The organism is Chryseobacterium sp. BGA-UO-ETr-SB22 (genome assembly GCF_059567885.1).
This window is the reverse complement of sequence record NZ_JCAQOV010000005.1, coordinates 2,496,390-2,511,209: the sequence shown is the minus strand read 5'-3', so window position 1 is coordinate 2,511,209 and position 14,820 is coordinate 2,496,390. Positions and strand designations below refer to the sequence as shown.

Here is a 14,820-nt window from a genome sequence, read left to right as displayed (position 1 = left end):
GAAGAAATCATGTTAAAGAAAATTATAAAAAGACCCGTACTGGCAACGGTTATTTCCGTATTGCTTGTGATACTGGGGATTGTCGGGATGGTAAGCCTTCCGATTACCAAATTTCCGGACATTGCACCTCCTACCGTTATGGTAACGGCTGCTTATCCGGGAGCCAATGCTGAAACAATCGCGAGGTCTGTAGCACCTCCGTTAGAAAACGCAATCAACGGAGTGGAAAATATGGACTATATTACTTCTACAGCGAGTAATGACGGTACATTGAGCATTACTGTTATTTTTAAACTGGGAACGGATCCCGATCAGGCAGCGATTAACGTGCAGAACAGGGTAGCTCAGGTTACCAATCAGCTTCCTGCAGAGGTTATTCAGGCGGGAATCACCACGGTGAAAAGACAGAACAGTATGATTGCAATGGTTTCCCTGACCAGTAAAGATGGAAAGATGAACGATCTTTTCCTTGAAAACTATGCAAAAATCAACATTGTTCCGGAGCTGAAAAGAGTAAAAGGAGTAGGAGATGCCATGGTATACGGAAATAAAGATTACTCTATGCGTATCTGGCTTGATCCGAATAAACTGACTTCATACAACCTTACGCCATCCGATGTTTCCCGTGCCATTCAGACCCAAAACCTGGAAGCAGCACCCGGAAGATTAGGAGAAAGAAGTAAAGAGGTCATGGAATATGTTCTTCGGTACAAAGGAAAATTTACAGAACCAGAACAATATGAAAATATCACCATCAAAGCGTTGAATGACGGTTCTGTTTTAAAGCTAAAAGATATTGCTAAGGTAGAATTTGGAGCTTACAGTTATACGGTTTCTTCCAATTATAATAAAAAAGCTTCGGTAACGATGGCGATCTTCCAGATGGCAGGATCTAATGCGAATGAAGTACAGATCGCTCTTCAGGAGAGAATGAAAGAATTGGAAAAGTCTTTCCCTGAAGGAATGGATTATGAAATTCCATACGCTACAAAAGAAGCGCTGGATCAATCCATAGAACAGGTTATTCATACTTTGATAGAGGCATTTATTCTGGTATTCATTGTGGTATATATCTTCCTTCAGGATTTCCGCTCCACTTTGATTCCGGCTATTGCAGTTCCGGTATCCATTGTAGGAACGTTCTTCTTTATGAAGGTTTTCGGATTCTCTATTAATATTCTGACGTTGTTTGCTTTGGTATTGGCGATTGGTATTGTAGTGGATGATGCTATTGTGGTTGTAGAGGCTGTGCATGCCAAGATGGAGCATAAAAAACTGAACCCAAGAGCAGCTACGATGTCGGCAATGAGTGAGATCACAGGAGCTATTGTTTCTATCACCCTGGTCATGTCTGCGGTATTCGTTCCGGTGGCTTTTATGAGTGGTTCTACGGGATTATTTTATCAGCAGTTTGCACTCACATTGGCAATTGCAATTGTGATTTCAGCGATCAATGCATTAACATTGAGCCCGGCTTTATGTGCTTTATTCTTAAAACAACACCATCCGGGAACGCATGAAAAAATGAATTTCAAAGACCGTTTCTTTGCAGGATTCAATGCCAGCTTTAATAAATTGACATTCCGTTACGGGAAAGCTGTTTTATTCCTTTTAAAAAGAAAATGGGTGGCTCTGATCATTATTGTAGCTTTCGGAGGATTGTTTGCATGGATGTCTATGACAACACCTAAAGGATTTATTCCGGATGAAGACCAGAGTTTCATTATTGTAACGGCAAACCTTGCTCCGGGAGCATCAAAGGACAGAACTTCAAAAGTAGTTTCCGATACAGAAGATTTGTTGATGAAAAATCCTGCCGTGGACAAAGTAATTTCAGTAGACGGATTAAACCTGTTCAGTGGTTCCATGTCATCTTCTGCCGCTTCTATTTTCGTTAAATTAAAAAAAGGAGGCGAAAGAGGGGCTGTTAATAACATCAATGATATCATCGGACAGACTCAGGGAATGCTTTCTCAAGACAAAAGAGCCAATTTCCTTGTCATCAATACGCCAACGGTAGACGGTTTCGGAAATACCAGTGGGATGGAGCTTGTGCTTCAGGACCGTACCAACGGAGAACTTCAGAATTTAGGAAATATCTCCTACGGAATGATGGGAGCTTTGATGCAGAGACCGGAAGTAGCGGTAGCGTTTACCACTTTCGATGTTACCTATCCTCAGTTTGAAGTACTTGTAGATGAAGTGAAATCTGCACAGTTGGGAGTGAATGTTTCTGATGTACTGGGAGTAATGCAGGGATATTACGGAAGTATTCAGGCTTCGGATTTCAACAGATTCGGGAAATATTACAGAGTTTTGGTACAGTCTACTCCGGAAACAAGACAGGATAAAGAATCCCTGAACGGAATTTTCGTTAAAAATAATTTAGGACAAATGGTTCCTATCAACACGCTGGTAAGCCTGAAGCAGGTAACGGGAGCTGAAGTGGTAGACCGTTTCAACTTGTTTAATTCATCTAACTTAACGGTAATGGCGGCTCCGGGATATAGCACAGGACAGGCGATGGCTGCAATTGAGGAAGTGAGTAAGCAGGTACTTCCTCCGGGATATACCTACGATTACAAAGGAATGAGCCGTGAAGAAGCAGGTTCCAGTTCACAGTCAGTAATGATTTTCGGATTGTGTATTGTATTTGTATTCTTCCTTTTATCTGCACAATATGAAAGTTATATCCTTCCATTAGCGGTATTGATCGCGATTCCGGTAGGTTTATCAGGAGTGTTTGTGGGAATTACATTCGCAGAATTATCCAATAATATTTACGTACAGATTGCTTTGGTGATGCTGATCGGATTGTTGGCGAAGAATGGTATTCTTATCGTGGAATTTGCCATCCAAAGACGTAGAGCAGGGAAGAGTCTTATTGCATCCGCTGTAGAAGGGGCAAAAGCCCGTTTACGTCCTATTTTGATGACCTCTCTGGCATTTATTACAGGATTGCTGCCATTAATCTTTGTGGTAGGACCTTCAGCAATGGGTAACCATTCTATCGGGTATGCGGCCATTTCAGGGATGCTTTTCGGAACGATCTTAGGAATTTTTGTGGTTCCGGTTCTTTTTGTGGTATTCCAGGCTTTGCATGAGAGAATCAACGGAAAGGTAGTTACAGATGCGGATTGGGAATATTAATTCAAATGATTTTAAAAATGAAAATTAAAAATATAGCATATATCGCATTGGTCTCAGGGACAGCAATTTCATGTAAAGTTCAGAAATATGAACAGCCTGAAATAAAAATGCCTGAAGCTTTCAGAAGTGATAGCATTGTTGCGGGACAAGAGGAGAATATTGCTAAGATCAGTTATAAAGACTTTTTCAAAGATCCGGTTCTTATAGGCTTAATAGATAAAGCGATGGTGCAGAATAATGATCTTCAGGTAGCTTTAAAGCAGATAGAATTTGCATCATTGGCTTATACTCAAAGTAAATGGGCTAATATTCCGACAATCAGTGCTTCTGCCAATGCTAATATCAACCGCCCTTCAGACAATAGTATGAACGGGATGATGGCCGGACAGTTCATGGGAAAAAGGTATATGGAAGATTATACAACTTCGCTTAGTTTTTCATGGGAAGCAGATATCTGGGGTAAGATCAGAGGAAGAAAAGAACAGGCATTAGCAGAATATCTGAAAACGCAGGAAGCAGCAAAGGCGGTAAAAACACAAGTGGTGTCTGCTGTAGTGCAGGGATATTATAACCTGCTGATGCTGGATACGCAGCTTGAGATTACAAAATCTAATCTGGCATATGCTGATAATACATTGAAGTTTCTGACGAAACAGCAGGAATTGGGATTAACAACAGCTTTGGCTGTACAGCAGCAGGAAATTGTGAAAGATCAGATCTTGAAATCAATTCCTGCGATTGAAAGCTCTGTGACAACCCAGGAAAATGCTTTGAGCCTGCTGACGGGTTCAATGCCCGGGAAAATTGAAAGAAGTGCAAGCCTGAACAATGTAAAGTCTCCGGATCATCTGGCGGCAGGAGTTCCTTCAGAATTATTAAGCTACAGACCAGATATTAAAACGGCCGAACTTGAGGTAAGAAAGAGTGCTGCAGCAATTCATGTTGCCAAAATGAGTATGTATCCTTCATTGAATATTACAGCGCAGGGCGGTGTAAATGCTTTTCAGATCAGTAAATGGTTCAGTGTTCCGGGATCACTTTTCGGAATGGTGGCAGGAGCTGTAGCTCAGCCAATTTTAAATGGAAAACAGTTGAAAACACAGTATGAGCAGTCTAAAGTAGTGGCTGATCAGGCGGAACTCAACTTTAAACAATCTGTTTTAAAAGCGGTAGCCGAAGTTTCAGATGCACTTATTCAGATCCAGAAACTGGAAGAACAGCAGAAAATTGCAGAAGGGCTGGCCTTGAAATCAGGTGAAGCAGTGAAGAAAGCTGATCTGTTATTTAAATATAATTCAGCAACTTATGTAGAGGTGATCATTGCACAATCTAATAAACTTCAGGCAGAATTGGAACTGGCTTCTCTGAAAACTCAGAGACTGAATGCTATAACAGCGCTTTACCGTTCTGTAGGAGGCGGGTGGCAATAAAGTAAAATTGAATCTGCTTCGTCTGTAATGATGAAGCAGGTTTTTAATCCATATCATTATGAAGACAAATATACAGGAGGGGATCATTTTAATTCCGGATTTCAGCGGATTTACCGAATTTGTGTTCAATACAAAATTGTATACAGGTGAGTATATTGTAAGACAGTTACTGTCTACACTGATTGATGTGAACGATCAGTATTTTGAAATTTCAGAGATTGAGGGTGATGCCATTTTATTTTACCGTTATGATGAAAATCCGTCTTACCAGAGTATTTCAAAAATGCTGTGGAAGATGAGAAGTGCGTTCAACAGGAAAATTGAAGAGCTGAGTAAGAGCTTGAGTACCAATATTGATCTGGCTCTCAAGTTTATTGTTCATTACGGCTCTTTTTCACAGTATAATATTGGAAACTTCAGAAAGCTATATGGGAAAACCATTGTGGAAGCCCATCAGCTTTTTAAAAACGGACTGGCAGAACAGCCTTCTTACGCTCTTTTCAGCAATTCTTTTCTGGAAAATAGCAAAAATCAGGAGTCTGATTTTAATAAGGATCCGCGTCGTCTGCCTGAAGTAGGGGTTATCCATTATTTTGAAAATTTAAACTAGCATATATTTTTTAATATTATTCCTTGTAAATTTGCTATTGCTAGCGGCCCGGGTGAGATCCGGGCTTTTTTATTGATAAGAATTTTGAAACTTGAATCATGAACTACTTATTTTCACAATAAAAGATTCACGCATTCATGACAAATTGTAAAGTTTTTTTAATAAAATTTAATTTACAGATAAAATATATTTTTAAGAATATTTATTATGGATGTGATTTTTATTACACTGATTTATTGAAAATTTTTCACTGTTTTTAAATTTATGGTTGGGTTTGTAATTTATATCTTATTGGGAATTAAGTATTTATTTTATTTTTTTTTACTTTTTGATGTAACAAACTTGTGAAGATAATGGTCTTATAGAAAAACTATAATTTCACATGAAAGTAATATTATTTCCAATAGCAATACTAGCAGGTTCATTTGCAATGGCTCAGCAGGCTCAGACCCCGGCCGTAAAGGATACTGTAAAAGGAAATACAAAAGAAATAGAAGCGGTTACTCTGGTTGCCAGAAAACCGACCGTAGAATCTAAGGTAGACAGAACTGTATTTAATGTAGCTAACAGTGCAATTCTGGCAGGAAATACAACATGGGATGTTCTTAGAATGACCCCTTTGGTAAGCATAGACAATAATGATGATGTAAAAGCTGAAGGACAGATGGTTACGGTATACATCAATGATAGGAAATCTGTTTTTACAGGAAAGGAATTAAAAGAATACCTTAAAACCATTCCTGCTGATAACCTGATGAAGATTGAAGTGATTACCAGTCCTTCATCAAGATATGAAACTTCAGGTTCCGTCATCAATATTGTTCTGAAAAAGAGAGATGATGAAGGATTGAAAGGAAGCATCTCCCTGAACAACAGACAAAGTACCAAGAATTCACAATACACAAATTTTAACCTGAATTACCATAAGAAAAAGTTTACCCAAACCTTTATAGGAAGTTACAACAGCGGAAATTATGTGCAGAAAACACAGACCTGGGATAACCGGTTTGAAGGCAATAAGCTCACCCAGTTCAATCTTGAAAACCTAATGAGAAATGAAAGCCCTTCTCTTTCCTCTACTTCAGAATTTGAAATCAATGATAAAAATAATTTCGGATTTGTGCTGGAATATTCACAGAACAGAAATTTACTTTCAGCAGAATCCGATGGGATGACGACAAAAGACGGAGATCCCGGTGAATCTTTTCGCCAGAGCCAGAATAACTGGGGATTCAGCCGAAATTTAGGAACTAATGCCTTCTACAAATACTATGATAAAGAAAAGAACAGGATTTTAGATGTTAATTTGGGAACCAATTATTCAGGCGATAACAATGATAATTTGATTGACAAACAAATTAATAAGCAGGGGGTGATTACCAACCAGCAGCTGGGAGTTATCAGTAGCAACCAAATGCGTAATTATTATCTGAAAATTGATTATACTCATCCTTTTGGTAAAACAGGAGGTACCATGGAAGTAGGAGGGAAAACTGAATTGAACAACCATGTTATTCCTAATAGGCTCTATGGATTCAGTATTGATAATGGTACACCAGAATACGCCAATCTATCCAAGAATGACAGATTCCATTATGAAGATCATTTAAGCTCTTTATATGCAAATTACAGCAAAACATTTTTTGAAAAACTGGAAACCAGAGTCGGAATCCGATATGAATATATTGATTATAAAGTAACACAGGATGTAGCAGGTACAGAGAGAAAAGATTCTTATGGAACTTTTCTTCCCAATCTATTGCTGAAGTATAGTTTTTCTGAGAAGTTTGATTTAAGTCTTACCTATAACCGAAGCATCTGGAGACCTTGGTATTCTGAGTTTAATCCTTTCGTGATGCCTGAAATTAACGGTACCTATTCCAGAGGAAATCTTAATCTGAACCCCAATCCTAATGACAGGCTTTATCTGAAATTCGGAATTCTGAAAAAGTATTTTATTTCTGCAAGGTATATGCATACCAATCAGGATTACTGGACGACTTATGTAACGGAAAATGGGAGAACAGTTTCGCTGCCAGGGAACTTTGATGGAAAAGTTGAAAAATATTACCTTTTTGCCAATACCAATCAGAACTTCCTGAAAAATAAGCTGAACGTCAATGCAGGATTTGGATGGTACTATATTAATAATAAAGATTTTAATGAAAAAAACAAGTTAGGAGCTAAAGATTACATCAGCTATTGGGGAGCTTCTGCGAATGTTTCTTATACCAATCTGTTCAATAAAAACATTAACCTGAGTGCGTGGGTGGAACTTGCCAATCAGAACAACGGAAATTCATATGCGAACAATACCAATGTTTTCCACAATATTTCAGTCACTAAAATATTCCCAAAAACCCAAATGGAGCTGAGTATGCAGCTGATGAATATTTTTAAAAGACCTTATGGAGATAACACAACTTATAGCCAGGATGGAACTTTCAGAGAATATTCAAAATGGGACTGGTACGGAGTTTCTCTTACGTTTGTGAAGCGTTTCGGAAACCAGAAGGTAAAAGAAAATACCAAAACCGATGTAGAGAAAAACGGCGGTGGCGGAAAATAATTTAAAATTTATCAGATAAAAATAAAAGCAGGTTTCAATTTGGAATCTGCTTTTTTATGAACCATATAAACACATGGTTTATCAGAAGGCGCACATAAAGTGTAGAAGATTAGTTGCTGTATTAACGCAATGCTCGCAAAGTTGAATTACATTATATACTTTTTCGGTCGCAGCGGCACTTCGTTTAGCAACTGGGTATTTGTCTCAGCTGAGTGTAGCGCCTTTGCGAACTTTTTTTCATAAAATTATTTCCAAAAGAATTGCGTTCTTTTTGCGTTAAAAAAATAACAACTTACAGATTTCGTAATTTGAGCATAGAGAAAATGGAGTGGTCTGGGGTAATAAAAAACAGATTCCAATTTGGAATCTGTTTGCATTCTATCAAATAATTATTAAATAGAGTTTATACTCTTAACTCTCAGTTTATTTAAGTGTAAATTTCACTTTTGTTTTAATGGCATCCGAAGAATTTCCAATAAGTGCTTCAAAATCTCCCGGTTCAGCTACCCAGTCATGTTTTTGAGCATCAAAGAAACTTAAAGCCGTTTTATCAATGGTAAAAGTAACTTCTTTCTGTTCTCCAGGATTCAGATATACTTTTTCAAAACCTTTCAATTCTTTTGCGGGACGTGGAACTGATGATTTTAAATCACTGATATACAGTTGGACGACTTCAGCACCTGCCTTTTTACCCGTATTCTTCACCGTTACTGTAAACGTAATTTTACCATCTTGTGAAATGGTGGTCTGATCTGCTTTAGCTTTTCCGAATTCAAAAGTTGTATAGCTCAGCCCATGTCCGAAACTGAACAGAGGTTTTATATTTTTAGTATCATGCCAGCGGTAGCCTACAAAAACACCTTCGTTGTAAGTAATGTTGATAGGATTTTTCTGATCTTTACCTTTTCCTGCTGCCAATTCATCTTTCTGTCCCGGATATTCTCCAAGTTGATGGGCTGAGTTGTCTTCAAGTTTTACAGGAAATGTAAACGGAAGTTTTCCTGACGGATTTGCATCACCTGCCAGAATAGAGGCGATAGAATTTCCCGCTTCAGAACCCAGATACCACGACTGTAAAACGGTGGGAACTTCTTTAATCCATGGCATAGCTACAGCATTTCCGGAAACCAAAACAACAGCAAGATTTTTATTCGCTTTTGCCAGAGCAGAGATCACATGATCCTGATTATAAGGAAGTCCGTAGCTTTTTCTGTCGTTTCCTTCACTGTCCTGGAAGTCGGCTTTATTCAATCCGCCTACAAAAATGACATAATCTGATTTTTTTGCTAATTCTACAGCTTCATTCAGTAATTCGGCCTCAGAACGGGTATCTTTTAAATCCTGCCCGGATTTTACCCCATTATATTCACCTCCGATATCTCCTACATAACCCCTCGCATATTGTACGTCGGCCTGTTTTCCAAACCTGTTTTTTATTCCATCCAGAGGAAGAGCTTCGTATTTCACCTTTAATGATGAAGAACCTCCACCCACAGTCATTATTTTAATGGCATTTTCTCCAATAACCGCTATTTTTTTAGCTTTATTAAGGTCAATAGGAAGAATATTTCCTTGGTTTTTTAAGAGAACGATTCCTTCTTCACCAATTTCTTTTGCAACCGCTTTATGTTCTTCAGAAGCAATATTTCCAAAAGGTTTGTTACGGTTCATCGTAGTTTTATAGGCAAGACGAAGCAATCTTGTTACTTTATCATCAAGTTCTGCAGTGCCTACTTTTCCAGCTTTAATCAGGTCAAGATAAGGCTTTGCCAGATAGTAGTTGTCGTAGGCATTTTTAGTTCCGGCAGAAAGCCCGTTGGTCCATGAACCGAATTCCAGATCAAGACCGTTGTGAATCGCCTGTTCCGTGTTGTTTACAGCGCCCCAGTCGGAGACTACAACCCCTTTATAATTCCATTCTTTCTTTAAAATATCATTTAACAGATATTTATTCTGGCTGGCATACTGACCTTTGTACATATCGTAAGCCCCCATGATTGTCCATGAATCACCTTCCGTCACCGCAGCTTTGAAGGGAGGAAGATAAATTTCGTAAAGCGCTCTGTCATCTACATTCACATTGCTCGTATGACGGAACATCTCCTGATTGTTCAGAGCATAATGTTTCACAGAAGTTGCTACTCCATTAGACTGCACCCCTTTAATATAAGGAACCACCATTTTTGAAGTCAGATAAGGATCTTCACCCATGTATTCAAAATTTCTTCCGTTCAGCGGAGTTCTGTAAATATTCACTCCAGGTCCCAGAAGAATATCTTTTTTTCTGTAGCGGGCTTCTTCACCCAAAGCTTTACCATAATTCCATGACATTTTTTTATTCCATGTTGCGGATAAAGCAGTCAGGGCAGGGTAGGCGATGATAGAGTCATTGGTCCATCCGGCCTGATCCCATTCGTCCCACATTACTTCCGGACGTACACCGTGAGGACCGTCAGTGGTCCAGAATTCCGGAATTCCCAATCTTGGAACGCCTGGTGAACTGAATTTTGACTGTGCATGAAGCATTGCCACTTTCTCTTCCAAAGTCATTCTTGATAATACATCCTGAATACGCTGTTCTACAGGTTTGGATTCATCTAAATAAACGGGAAGGGTATTATTAGTCTGAGCCATATAAGAAGCAGAAATAAAGGTGAATAAACTTATAATGACGGTTTTCTTTAACATGATGCCTTTCTATTTGATTAAAAACAAAAGTAAAGAAAATTTTTATTATCTCAAATTGAGAAAATAAATTTTAATGAATAAAAAAACTGTCCACATATTTGCAGACAGCTTATTGTTGAATATTTTTATTTGTAAAGAATGAAAAAGTGAAGAGAAGCATACAAGGCAAAAAAACTATCCTTACACACTCTCAAACCCTAAACCCCTCAAATTCTCCAACTCGTATCCCGAATCTCGAAACCCTCTCACTCATTAATCCCATCCTTTCACGGCTCCACCCTTGAAAATTTCTTTGGCTTTCTTTTCCACTTCAGGAGATTGGTAGGCTTTTACAAAGTTTTTTACTTTCTGACTGTTTTTATTATCCTGTCTGGCCACTACCAGATTTACATACGGAGAGTCTTTATCTTCCACAAGAATTCCCTGTTTTTCGGAATCTAATCCTGCCTGAGCGGCAAAATTGTTATTGATAATCCCTACAACAACATCTCTGTCATCTAAAACCCTTGGGATCTGTGCACCCTCAATCTCCATGATTTTCAGCTGCTTTGGATTTTCTGTGATATCTGTTACTTTTGGCAGAAGTCCTACACCTTCTTTTAATTTCAGCAGACCGCCTTTCTGTAGAAGAAGCAGAGAACGTCCTCCATTAGTTGGGTCATTGGGAATAACAACCGTATTGCCTTCCTGCAGCTGACTGATATTTTTAATCTTTTTTGAATACGCTATAATAGGATAGACAAATGTATTTCCAACAGGTACTAGGTTGTATCCTCTCTGCTTGGACTGTTCTGTCAAATAAGGAAGATGCTGAAAAGCATTGACATCAATATCTCCATTTGTCAGGGCTTCATTGGGAACTACATAATCATTAAAAGGAATAAGTTCCACTTCAAGATTATATTTATCCTTCGCTACTTTTTTGGCAACCTCCGCAATTTCCTGTTCAGGACCATAAGTGATCCCAACACGAATAAAGTTCGGATCATCTTTTCTTCCCGAACAAGCACTGAACAGTAGTATTCCAGCAGCTAATACACCAAAAATCTTTATTTTTTTCATTCTAATTTTTTATTTAAAATGGATGAAGACAGAGAACGAAAATAACTAGATTAATAACTTTCTATATTCTCAAACCCTCAAACTTAACTATCTGTGGTCAAAACTTTTTGATAAACGATCTCCCGCAAATTGTATAATGAAGACCAGCAAAACAAGCAGAATCAATACCGTATTCATAATGACAATATCATAACCGATATAACCATATTGATAACCAACCTGTCCAAGTCCGCCTGCACCTACAGCACCACCCATTGCAGAATATCCTACAAGCGTAATCAAAGTGATCGTTGCATTATTGATTAAGGAAGGAAGCGCTTCGGGAAGCAATACTTTTCTAATGATCTGTAAAGGAGAAGCTCCCAAGGCTCTTGCCGTTTCTATAAGACCATGAGGAACCTCAATAAGACTATTCTCAACAAGTCTCGCGATAAACGGGGCTGCACCCACACTTAGCGGAACCAAAGCTGCATTTACTCCAATAGAAGTTCCAGCCAGAATTCTGGTAAAAGGAATCATCCACACAATCAGAATAATAAAAGGAATAGCACGAAAAATATTAACCAGAATAGATAGTCCTCTGTGATAGACCACATTTTCCAGCAGTTGTCCTTTTCTGGTTAAAAATAACATGATTCCTACCGGAAGACCCAGCACAAATCCAAAAAATCCGGATAAAAATGTCATATAAACCGTTTCCCAGGTTCCTTTTGCCAAAAGGGCAATTACCGTATCACTAAGCATATCCTTTTACTGTATTTTGAATTTTATTTTGGTTGAAATAATAGATCGCCTGTTGGTTTTCTTCCTCTTCACCCTGAAGTTGCAGCAGAAGTTTTCCAAAATTGGAATTTCCGAAATATTCTACGTCAGCCTTTAAAAGTTTATAAGGGATTTTATATTGATTGTATAGCGTTGAAAGAATCTGTTCAACAGTGATGTTTTCGTTAAGTTCTATTTCGACCAGCGGAAATAAACCTTCTTTGGGTTCTTTCTGTAGTCTGTTGTTGAGTTCCTGTGGCAGGGTCATGATGTCTGAATTTATAAATTGCCGGATTATCGGGTTCTCTTTGTCCGAAATAATCTCGCTTAAAGTTCCTTTTGTTAATAATTTTCCTTGGTCTATCACTGCAACGTGGTTGCAGACCGCTTTGATAACTTCCATTTCGTGGGTAATTAAAAGGATGGTAATTCCCAGTCTCTGATTGATATCTCTTAAAAGCTGTAAGATAGATTGCGTTGTAGCCGGATCCAGTGCGCTGGTTGCTTCATCGCAAAGCAGAAGGTGAGGATCATTGGCCAGGGCCCTTGCAATGGCTACCCTTTGTTTTTGCCCTCCTGAAAGACTTCTTGGATAATCATTGGCTTTATCTTCAAGCCCTACGACCTTCAGTAATTCATTGACTTTTCTTTTGATTTCATCCTTACTGCTATGATCCAGTTCCAGAGGTAGCGCTATATTATCAAAAACAGTTCTCGAAGAAAGAAGGTTAAAATGCTGGAAGATCATCCCGATTTTTTTACGTTCCTCAGCCAGTTGCTTAGAATTGAGCTGGGTAAAATCTTTTCCATTAATAATAATCTGCCCTTCATCCGGTCTTTCCAGTAAATTGACTGTACGGATCAGGGTACTTTTTCCTGCGCCCGAAAAACCGATGATTCCTACAATATCTCCTTTCTCTATATTTAAACTCACCTTATCCAGTGCCTTAAAGGACTGTTTTTTCTGGTGAAATGTTTTCGATATGTTTCTGATCTCTATCATTCTGATTTTGTATACTGTTTAAATAGGCTGATATGGTCTGCCTGCTCTGTTAAAAAATCTTCTTACTCTTCTGATTTTTACCTTTGACCGTTTTGAAAGTCTGAAATACTTGGTGACATTCGTTAGAAGTACTCCCAGCAATATGATGAATAAACCATACAGCTGACCTCCATTGATGCTTTGGCTGGCAACAATCCAACCTGCAATCACTGTTACAATAGGATTGATATAGGTGTGGGTGCTTACCAAGGCAGCGGGTTTTACGGACAGAAGCCAAATGTACGACAAATAAGCGACTATCGATCCAAAGAAGATCAAAAACAGAACTCCAAACCATGCCGATAATGGAACAGCAGCAACTGAAAAATCAGTCCATTCTTTTCTTAGAAAAGAAATTAAAAAAGAAGCTAATCCCGCTACTATAAGCTGTTGAGCAATATTCATAAAGGTAGATTGGGAAGCTGGATTTTTCTTTGAATATAGAGAACCAAGTACCCATGCGATGGAACTTAATCCCAATACTATGAATGCGGTGATACGAAGGTTTCCGTCAGCAATAGCATGAGCTGCATTCGAATGTACGCTGCCTTTTAGAAACATAATTAATCCTGCAAATCCAATGGCCAATCCGATCGGAATAAATTTATCTGAGAAATAATATTTCCAGTTTTTTCTGTCGATTGCAATAAACCAAAATGGTCCGGTTGCAATAGAAATTGCTGCCTCAGGAGCCGTTACATATTGTTCTCCCCAGGCTACCAGCCCTGTTCCTCCGGTAAGAATTAGAATACCGGTAATTGCATTTTTCTTCCAGTTGATCAGAGAGTTTGCTTTTTCTCCTTTAGAAAGAAGATATCCTATCATCAGAATTCCGGCAACCAGAAATCTTAATCCTGAAAGAATAAATGGCGGAAAACCTTTTAAGCCAAATGAAATAGCTAAAAACGTAATTCCCCATATCACATAGATGTTTGTAAAAGCCAATGGAATCAACCATTTGTTTTTAGAATTGTTCATTTTTATTTTTTTGATGTTGTTGTGTTCAATGAAAAAGGCTCTACACCGTGGTAGAGCCTTTAAAATATATTTAAATAAAAGTAAGGTCAACCACAGTATTCTTGATGCATAGGCATACAGATATCCTTCATCATATTTTTGATGGTATGTTTACTTGTTGAATTATTCTTTAGTTCTGTGCTCATTTTGTTTTATTTCCTGAATACGTTTGCAAATATATAATATAATTTTTATTAGTCCACTAAAAAAGTAGGCTTTTTGAATATTAATTTATTGTTAATGAATTAAGTCGTTAATAATGAATTGATTGCGTATTTTGTTTTTTAATTGATTCTAAAAATAATATAATCGTTTTATATTTTTTAATTCAAGTAATACTGAAATTACATCTTAATTGATGTTGTGGAAAAGATAAAATAAGCTGATATTTTTAAGAATTGTGTAAAGGCGGTTTTGTGTTCTTATTTAAACGTATGATAAAACGATGTTGGCCGAAATGAAGCATTTGCATTTATTAAACTAGTTAAAT

At 37.9% G+C, this 14,820-nt stretch carries 9 protein-coding genes; 4 read left to right on the top strand and 5 right to left on the bottom strand.

Annotation, left to right across the window (positions count from 1 at the left end; all coding sequences use genetic code 11):
• The first annotated feature begins 9 nt into the window (after positions 1 to 9).
• The 4 genes from AC57AW_RS18680 to AC57AW_RS18665 all read left to right on the top strand — a co-directional run bounded on the left by AC57AW_RS18680 (position 10) and on the right by AC57AW_RS18665 (position 7,759).
• On the top strand, positions 10 to 3,150 hold the full coding sequence (locus AC57AW_RS18680) for an efflux RND transporter permease subunit (protein ID WP_496353092.1): 3,141 nt from the start codon (positions 10 to 12) through the stop codon (positions 3,148 to 3,150).
• A 17-nt stretch (positions 3,151 to 3,167) separates the two neighbouring features.
• Positions 3,168 to 4,580, top strand: a complete 1,413-nt coding sequence (locus AC57AW_RS18675; protein ID WP_496353091.1) for an efflux transporter outer membrane subunit — start codon at positions 3,168 to 3,170, stop codon at positions 4,578 to 4,580.
• A gap of 58 nt (positions 4,581 to 4,638) precedes the next feature.
• Complete coding sequence (locus AC57AW_RS18670) at positions 4,639 to 5,190, top strand: DUF2652 domain-containing protein (protein ID WP_496353090.1); 552 nt, start codon at positions 4,639 to 4,641, stop codon at positions 5,188 to 5,190.
• 382 nt (positions 5,191 to 5,572) lie between these two features.
• Positions 5,573 to 7,759 carry a TonB-dependent receptor domain-containing protein gene (locus AC57AW_RS18665; RefSeq protein ID WP_496353089.1) on the top strand — a complete coding sequence of 729 codons (2,187 nt, stop codon included), beginning with the start codon at positions 5,573 to 5,575 and terminating at the stop codon, positions 7,757 to 7,759.
• 423 nt (positions 7,760 to 8,182) lie between these two features.
• On the opposite strand, the gene AC57AW_RS18660 is transcribed toward AC57AW_RS18665, so the two are convergent.
• The 5 genes from AC57AW_RS18660 to AC57AW_RS18640 all read right to left on the bottom strand — a co-directional run bounded on the left by AC57AW_RS18660 (position 8,183) and on the right by AC57AW_RS18640 (position 14,291).
• Entirely contained in the window at positions 8,183 to 10,393 is a 2,211-nt protein-coding gene (locus tag AC57AW_RS18660) for a glycoside hydrolase family 3 C-terminal domain-containing protein (protein ID WP_496353891.1), read from the bottom strand.
• A 306-nt stretch (positions 10,394 to 10,699) separates the two neighbouring features.
• Positions 10,700 to 11,509, bottom strand: a complete 810-nt coding sequence (gene metQ, locus AC57AW_RS18655) for a methionine ABC transporter substrate-binding lipoprotein MetQ (protein WP_496353088.1) — start codon at positions 11,507 to 11,509, stop codon at positions 10,700 to 10,702.
• Positions 11,510 to 11,596: 87 nt separating this feature from the next.
• Positions 11,597 to 12,253 carry a methionine ABC transporter permease MetI gene (metI, locus tag AC57AW_RS18650; RefSeq protein ID WP_105704006.1) on the bottom strand — a complete coding sequence of 219 codons (657 nt, stop codon included), beginning with the start codon at positions 12,251 to 12,253 and terminating at the stop codon, positions 11,597 to 11,599.
• Positions 12,246 to 13,274 (bottom strand): methionine ABC transporter ATP-binding protein, encoded by a 1,029-nt coding sequence (locus tag AC57AW_RS18645; RefSeq protein ID WP_496353087.1) that lies wholly within the window; start codon positions 13,272 to 13,274, stop codon positions 12,246 to 12,248. The genes metI and AC57AW_RS18645 overlap by 8 nt, the downstream gene beginning before the upstream one ends.
• A gap of 18 nt (positions 13,275 to 13,292) precedes the next feature.
• A complete protein-coding gene (locus AC57AW_RS18640) occupies positions 13,293 to 14,291 on the bottom strand; it encodes an EamA family transporter (protein ID WP_496353086.1) in 999 nt (332 codons plus the stop codon).
• Between the last annotated feature and the right edge of the window lie 529 nt (positions 14,292 to 14,820).